The sequence below is a fragment of the Pedobacter agri PB92 genome (assembly GCF_000258495.1).
In the GTDB taxonomy this organism is placed as follows: Bacteria; Bacteroidota; Bacteroidia; order Sphingobacteriales; family Sphingobacteriaceae; genus Pedobacter; species Pedobacter agri.
In genome coordinates, this window is the sequence record NZ_AJLG01000218.1 from 1 (window position 1) to 6,822 (window position 6,822).

Below are 6,822 nucleotides of genomic sequence, written 5' to 3' on the forward strand. Positions count from 1 at the left end.
TTACCGATTCTATCGTAAAATACGATAGTTTTTTACACGCTCGTTAGAAACGAGCGTGGGCATTTTTAAGCGTGCGCATTTAACCGTAAAATAAGAACCAATGCCTGCGCTCGTTTCTAACGAGCGCATTAATAGCTTTACGATTCCATCGTAAGGTACGAACACCTATTGATGATTGCGCTAGTTTCTAACAAGCACAATAGTAGCTTACCGATTCTATCGTAAAATACGATTAGCTTTTTACACGCTCGTTAGAAACGAGCGTGGGCATTTTGCGTGCGCATTTTTAATCGTAAGAAGACCCGATGCTTGCGCTCGTTTCTAACGAGCGCATTAATAACTTCACGATTTCATCGTGAAATAAGATTAAGTATTTACATGCTCGCTAGCAACGAGCGTGGGTATCTATTTCATATAAATCTTATGAGTAGCTTATGATTTTATATTAAATATATTTAGCTTTAATATATGTCTGATCAATATACCGCTCGAGATCCTGACGGAATTTATTTTTTAACTTTTACAATAGTTGATTGGGTGGATATTTTTACACGACAATCTTATAAGGAAATTGTGGTAAATTCTCTAAAATACTGCCAGTCAGCTAAGGGATTGAGGTTATTTGCTTTTTGCTTAATGACCAATCACATTCATCTGATTGCTTCATCCAATGGGAAGAATAAATTATTTGAAATTATTAGAGACTTTAAAAAATTCACCAATCGAGCGATTATCGAAGAGATAAAAAAGGGAAATGAGAGTCGTAAAAAATGGATTCTAAACAAGTTTGCATTTGCGGGAAAATACCTGGAACGAATTGAAAATTTTAAAGTTTGGCAAGATGGTTACCATGCCGTTGAACTGACCTCGAATAATTTCACTTACCAGAAACTAAACTACATCCATCAGAATCCTGTAAGAGCCGGAATAGTTGCTGAGCCAGAACATTATATTTTTAGTTCTGCATCAAATTATTCAAATCTAGGTGGAGTTATTGATGTGGAATTATTAGACGTTTACTATTGGTACTTTCTTTTTAATCGAGCAAGTTAATAGCTTTAAGTTATATCGTAAAATACGATTAGCTTTTTACACGCTCGTTGGAAACGAGCGTGGGCATTTATTGCAAAAAAAACCTCCATAGTGCCTGCGCTCGTTTCTAACGAGCGCATTAATAGCTTCACGATTTCATCGTAAGATACGAATACCTATTTACCATAAAATAAAAAATCCCGCCTGGTAAAACCAGGCGGGATCTTAAAATTTATTTATTAATGATTATTCGTTTACTACACCCATTTCACAGAATTTCTCAATTCTTTGTTCAACCATTTTATCTGTTTTAAGCTTGCCCAAAGCAGCCAAATCTCTCACAATATATTCTTTTAATGTTTTACCCATCAATTCCGGGTCTTGATGTGCACCACCAAGCGGCTCAGGAATAATTCCATCGATTAGCTTGTTGCCAAACATATCATCAGAAGTTAATTTTAAGCATGCTGCAGCTTTCTCTTTGAAATCCCAGCTTCTCCATAAAATTGATGAACAAGATTCAGGAGAAATAACAGAATACCAGGTATGTTCCAACATGTAAACCTTATCACCAATACCAATACCTAAGGCACCGCCAGATGCACCTTCACCAACAACCACACAAATGATTGGTACACGAAGTACTGACATTTCCAATAAGTTACGGGCAATTGCCTCGCCCTGCCCACGTTCTTCAGCTTCTAATCCAGGATAAGCACCCATGGTATCAATAAACGAAATTACCGGTTTATTAAATTTTTCGGCCAGGCGCATCAAACGTAAAGCTTTGCGGTAACCTTCCGGATTAGCCATACCAAAATTACGAAACTGGCGCTCTTTGGTATTTTTACCTTTTTGATGACCGATCACCATCACTGTTTGACCATTTACCGTAGCAAAACCACCTACAATTGCTTTATCATCTTTAACCGTTCTATCGCCATGTAGCTCGATAAAATCATCACAAATCATGCTGATGTAATCAAGCGTTTGTGGACGATCAGGGTGTCGGCTCATTTGAACCTTATTCCATCCGGTTAAGTTTTTATATAAGTTGTTGGTGGTTTCTTCTAATTTGCCATCAAGCTCGTCTAACGTGGCAGACATATCTACCTTAGTTTTGTCGGCAACTTGTTTAACCTTTTCTATCTGCTGAACTAAGTCGGCAATAGGTTTCTCAAAATCGAATGAAGTTTTTATTTGCTGCATAATTGAACCACAAAAATAAGTAATTATTTTTAGTTTGCAGGCTTGTTATCATAAATGCTTTTTTTGGTTTGGATTTTGGAAAGCAATGACAACACATTTCGGACTTTTTAGCCCCGCCCCCGTTACTGCCACGATGAAGAATCGTGGGCATTCACTCGGGTCGGGTTTAGATTACACAAGCCTTTTCTGCTATTTGCGGATTACAGCAAAAAGCAGAAGTGATTTAGCCCTGATTGCAGCGGAAATACTTTTGGTTGCAACAATCGACAAGCTTACGGTGACAATGACAAAAAGATTGAAGCGCAAAGCAGGACCAACTTGAATAGTTGTACTGTCTTTGCGCTTCAAATCAATTTTATTTCTAAAAATTAAAGCTACGATTCAGAATTTTGCAGCTAACCTGAAATTTAGGTTAAAACTTAGCTGCCTCTCCTGCTTTTGGCAATGCCTTTTTAATAAACTCGCGAATGTGATTGTTCGAGTTTTTCAAATCTTCTTTGCGTAAATACATCATGTGCCCACTGCGGTAACCTTCCCAGCTCATACGGTCCTGAAATTTGCCGGCAGCATCCAGCTGCCACATGCTGTATTTTGCGTTGAAGTAATCGCAAGCCCCATCATAATAACCCGATTGCACCAATAAATGTAGATAAGGATTTTGTGCCATGGCCTGGCGAAGGTTATCGCCTGTTTGATCGCCACTGCGATCCCATGGATAAACCGAGCCAAACATATTGTATTTAAGGTCGGTTTTGTAATTAAGCTCGTTTCGGATGTACATATTGATGGCCGGCGTGAAAGAGTGCAGCCATGAAGTTAATTCTGCGTTATAATCTGGACCATCGCCAGCACCCATTTTATCGATACCGCGATAGCGAGAATCCAAACGTCCTACAGTGAAGCCCTTATCCCGCATCAGTTCCTTCCAAAAGAAATTGGTAGGCACATTTAAGTTGTAATCTATGATTGTTTTTTCAGTTAGGCCAGAATAGCGGGCCATTTTAGCGGCAATGGCTTTCTTTTTTTCAGCGCTTAACATTCCGCCTTGAGAAATGGCTGGAATTAACTCGTTAATGGTAAAAGTTTCTACTTCAGGCAACATGGCTGTTAAATCTTTCGACTGCAAATCCTGAGGCAACAATTTGTGGTACCAGGCAGTTGCCGCAAAATAAGGTAAGCGTAAAGCCGCTTCTACCGGGCCACCACGTTCAATACCTAATTCTGTTGGTGAAACTAAAACAACTCCGTTCAAATACATCCATTGGTTATTTTGAAGTTCTAAAGCCAAACCCGAAACACGGGTAGTTCCGTAGCTTTCGCCAATTAAAAACTTTGGTGACGCCCAGCGGTTATTTCGCGTTACGAAAGTGTTAATCCACTCGGCTAAATACTTAATATCTGCCCGAACACCGAAAAATTTGTTGGTTGGAATATCTTTGCTTACAGCTCGTGAATAACCTGTATTTACCGGATCGATGTAAACGATATCTGCTACATCTAAAATAGAATATGGATTCTCTTTGTAACCGTAAGGCTGAACCGGATATCCTTCATCATCAATATTCAACACTACCGGACCAGTGTAGGCAATGTGCATCCAAACAGAAGCAGAGCCGGGTCCGCCGTTAAAGGAAATGACCAAAGGTCTTTTATCCCGATTGGAAACATCGCTTCTTTCATAATAGGTGTAAAATAGGCCAGCAATTGGTTTCCCATCTTCATCCCAAACCGGGAGTGTGCCGGTTGTGGCTTTATAAGGAATGGTTTTGCCATCTACGTTTACGGAGTGATTGGTGATCACCGTGCTTTCTACTTTAATGGCACGCTCATTTCCTGTTGATTTTGGCTCTTCCTTTATCGGATTCTGGGTTGGACCTGCGGCATCCTTTGAGGAATTTCTTTTTGGTGTTTGCTGTGCCTGACCAAGAAAACTGGTTAGCAAAATAGCGCTCAGTATAAGTTTAAATTTCATTAAGTTGGGTTTGGTTCATAAATATCAAATTAAACTGGCGCTAATCAAAACGCACATTAGAAATGTTACGCATAAAAAAACCTGGCACCGATAAAAATCAGTGCCAGGTTTTTGGATCGGATTTATTTTCTATTTATCCCACCAAACTTTTCCTACTAATTTATCGCCACCCGGAACTGCAGATGATGCCGCTTTATAATTTGCTGCATTTGAAACGCCTTCAATAAGCGGATAAGGGAATCGTCGTGGAATTGAGCCTCCCGTATTCGTATTTGGATATACGATTGGCACCAATGCCGGCAAACCGGTTCTTCTCCAGTTCGACCAGGTTTCGTAAAAATCCAACATGGTAATGGTATGCGCCCAGTATTGAGTAGAAATCATTTCTAAACCATTAGCGGCAACGTATGGGTGAGCAGCCAGGTAGACAGCGGCATCACCAGCACTTACTGCCATACTCGGATCAAACTGAGAAAGATAGGTCATTGCAGCAGTTACCCCGGCATTGTAATGTGTTGCTGCCGAACCTCCAATATTGAAACGTTGCGCAGCCTCTGCCCAAAGCAATTCGGTTTCTGCATAAGTTAAAATAATGGTATTGCCATCCCTTTTCAACATTCCCGGATTTGGTGAAGAGTAATCGGTAAAATCTGTATAAGAAGCATCCTGACGAACATCTCGTCCTGCAATGCCACTTAAATCTTTTCCATTTGGCATTCCCTTTTGTACAGCTGCAGTAGTTATGAACGCAGGATTTTGAGCTTTTGTTACATCAGTTAAGTATAACTTTGTTACTGCTACTTTACTTAAACGAGGATCGTTATTTGTTTTTAAATAATTAATAAATGTATTGCTCCATCTGGTGTAATAATTCTCCTGACCACCATCGCCTAATAAAACCTGTGCAGCTCTGTTCTGCGTCACCCTACCACCGTTTGCATCATGTTTGAATAATGCGTTATCAGCATCGCCAGTCATGGTTTTTCCAACTGCTTTGGTAATGTAACTTTGTGCTAGAGTGGCATCAGCTTTTGTTAAACGCATCGCCATGCGCAACATTAAACTTGCTGCAAAACGTTTCCATTTATTCACATCGCCACCATAAACTAAATCACCAGTTACAGCATCGCCGCCAGCGGTTAGCGCAGTTCCGGCTTCATCTACTTCTTTCAACAAATCAGTATAAATGGCTTGCTGCGCATCGTATTTGGGATAAAGATTTCCGGTATAATAACCTTTTCCTGCATCAAAGTATGGAACGTCGCCATATAAATCCGTCAGGCGTTGAAAAATCAAAGCTTTCCAGATTCTTCCAATTTGGTGTACATTATTATACTGTGCTTTGCCTTTTGTAAACTCTACTAAATCTGCTGCATATTTAACCTGATCAGGATAAGCTTTTTCCCAGTAAGCCGCAGTATATCCTTCGTTTAACATGTATTTATCACCAGCCCAATAGCCGATTACGGATGACATGCCTTGCATCATGGTAGATGCATAGATCAAGTTGCCACGCCAGGTTTCATACGCGAAATCGACACTCCCTGTGTAATTTAACTGAGCGGTTGATAATAGATAGTTGGGATTATATTGTTCCTGATTAACCGATAGTGGATCGGTATTAATTTTTTCAAAGTTTTTAGTACAACCTGTTATGAGTGCTAGGCCTGATAATAAAAGTGGTACGTATAATTTTATGATCGTTTTCATTTTCAATTCTTTTAAAGGATTATAACTTAACACTTAAATTTAAACCATAGGTGCGTACTGGCGGAACACCACCCAACTCCATCCCTGGAATAGTAGCATTATAACTCGATTCCGGATCAATGTTATCCGTTCTTTTCATCAGGATAAATAAGTTACGCCCAACAAAACTTACGTTTAAGCCTTTAATTTTGTTATTAAACATTTTAGCCGGGAAATTATAACCAAGAATTACCTGGCGGAATTTAATGAAGCTTGCATCCTGTACGAATTGTTTTGAAACATTATTCGCATAAGTGCCGTAGTAATTTGCCGCATTAATACCCAATTGATCACGATTTTCGAGTGTGGCCTGATGTAAACCGAAAACATAACCGTAATAATCAGTAGCAGAGAAAATTTTCCCGCCCCATTTACCATCTATTAAAAAAGACAGATTAACGCCTTTGTAACTAAATTCGTTATTCCATCCGGCAGTCCACTTGTGGTAAGCAGATCCATAATCTTTTAATTCACCGCGTTGTGGTACGCCATTAGTATCCTTTACAATATTACCGTTGCCATCGTATAAGAAATCATAAGCCATAATCTGAGCAATTGATTTTCCGGCAAGGTTTTGTAAAAAGCCAACGTTGCTTCTCGAGGTGGCAAGTTGTTGGGATGCAGTACCTGGAGCCAAGGTGATTACCATGTTATCGTTACGGGATCCATTGATACTGGAAGTCCAGCTGAAATCCTGATTTTTTAGCACCACGCCGGAAATCAACCCTTCGAAACCACGGTTTCTCAGTTTACCGATGTTTAAAACGGCACCATTATAACCTGTTGTAGTTGAAGTTGGCACATCAATAATTTCATCCTTTGAATTCTTGTTGTACCAGGTAAAGTCAACATTTAAACGA

General features: G+C 39.6%; 4 protein-coding genes and 1 pseudogene. 1 reads left to right on the forward strand and 4 read right to left on the reverse strand.

Features of this window, described 5'->3' with window-relative positions:
• Positions 1-468 precede the first annotated feature (468 nt).
• Positions 469-1,053, forward strand: a complete 585-nt coding sequence (locus tag ON09_RS21285) for an REP-associated tyrosine transposase (protein WP_010603096.1) — start codon at positions 469-471, stop codon at positions 1,051-1,053.
• Between the two features lie 225 nt (positions 1,054-1,278).
• On the opposite strand, the gene ON09_RS21290 is transcribed toward ON09_RS21285, so the two are convergent.
• From ON09_RS21290 to ON09_RS21310, 4 genes and pseudogenes are all read right to left on the reverse strand, one after another.
• The gene (locus ON09_RS21290) at positions 1,279-2,241 is read right to left on the reverse strand and encodes an acetyl-CoA carboxylase carboxyltransferase subunit alpha (RefSeq protein WP_010603097.1); all 963 of its coding nucleotides are present in this window, start codon (positions 2,239-2,241) and stop codon (positions 1,279-1,281) included.
• A gap of 412 nt (positions 2,242-2,653) precedes the next feature.
• The gene (locus tag ON09_RS21300; protein WP_010603099.1) at positions 2,654-4,213 is read right to left on the reverse strand and encodes a S10 family peptidase; all 1,560 of its coding nucleotides are present in this window, start codon (positions 4,211-4,213) and stop codon (positions 2,654-2,656) included.
• Between the two features lie 129 nt (positions 4,214-4,342).
• Complete coding sequence (locus tag ON09_RS21305; protein ID WP_029204538.1) at positions 4,343-5,923, reverse strand: SusD/RagB family nutrient-binding outer membrane lipoprotein; 1,581 nt, start codon at positions 5,921-5,923, stop codon at positions 4,343-4,345.
• 19 nt (positions 5,924-5,942) lie between these two features.
• Positions 5,943-6,822: pseudogene (locus ON09_RS21310) on the reverse strand (SusC/RagA family TonB-linked outer membrane protein); the annotation flags it as partial.

Excerpts from the sequence above, each read along its gene's own strand:
- ON09_RS21290 (WP_010603097.1), bottom strand. The coding sequence starts at position 2,241 with ATGCAGCAAATAAAAACTTCATTCGATTTTGAGAAACCTATTGCCGAC.
- ON09_RS21300 (WP_010603099.1), bottom strand. The coding sequence starts at position 4,213 with ATGAAATTTAAACTTATACTGAGCGCTATTTTGCTAACCAGTTTTCTT.
- ON09_RS21285 (WP_010603096.1), top strand. The coding sequence starts at position 469 with ATGTCTGATCAATATACCGCTCGAGATCCTGACGGAATTTATTTTTTA.
- ON09_RS21305 (WP_029204538.1), bottom strand. The coding sequence starts at position 5,923 with ATGAAAACGATCATAAAATTATACGTACCACTTTTATTATCAGGCCTA.